Raw genomic sequence first — 250 nt, 5'->3', positions numbered from 1 at the left:
AATGACAGCAAGACTACCAATGAAGATGTAGCTACCACCTTAAATGTTACTACCAATGACACTGATGTCGATGGTACTATTGATGCAGCCAGTGTAGACCTTGATCCGTCTACATCAGGAACTCAGACAACGTATTCATCTAACGGAAGCTGGTCAGTCGACAACACCGGACTTGTAACCTATACTCCTGCAGCAGACTTCCACGGCACGGCATCTATTACTTATACAGTAAAGGATAACAGCGGAACCC

1 protein-coding gene is annotated in these 250 nt (G+C 45.2%); it reads left to right on the top strand.

Translation table 11 applies throughout. From position 1 onward, the window contains the following. The coding region (locus tag KK060_RS24945; RefSeq protein ID WP_254158017.1) for an Ig-like domain-containing protein at positions 1-250 on the top strand (250 nt) is incomplete at both ends.

The organism is Chryseosolibacter indicum (assembly GCF_018598585.1).
Taxonomy (GTDB): Bacteria; Bacteroidota; Bacteroidia; order Cytophagales; family Cyclobacteriaceae; genus Chryseosolibacter; species Chryseosolibacter indicus.
The sequence above is the reverse complement of the archived record's forward strand: the minus strand, read 5'-3'. Positions and strand labels throughout refer to the sequence as shown.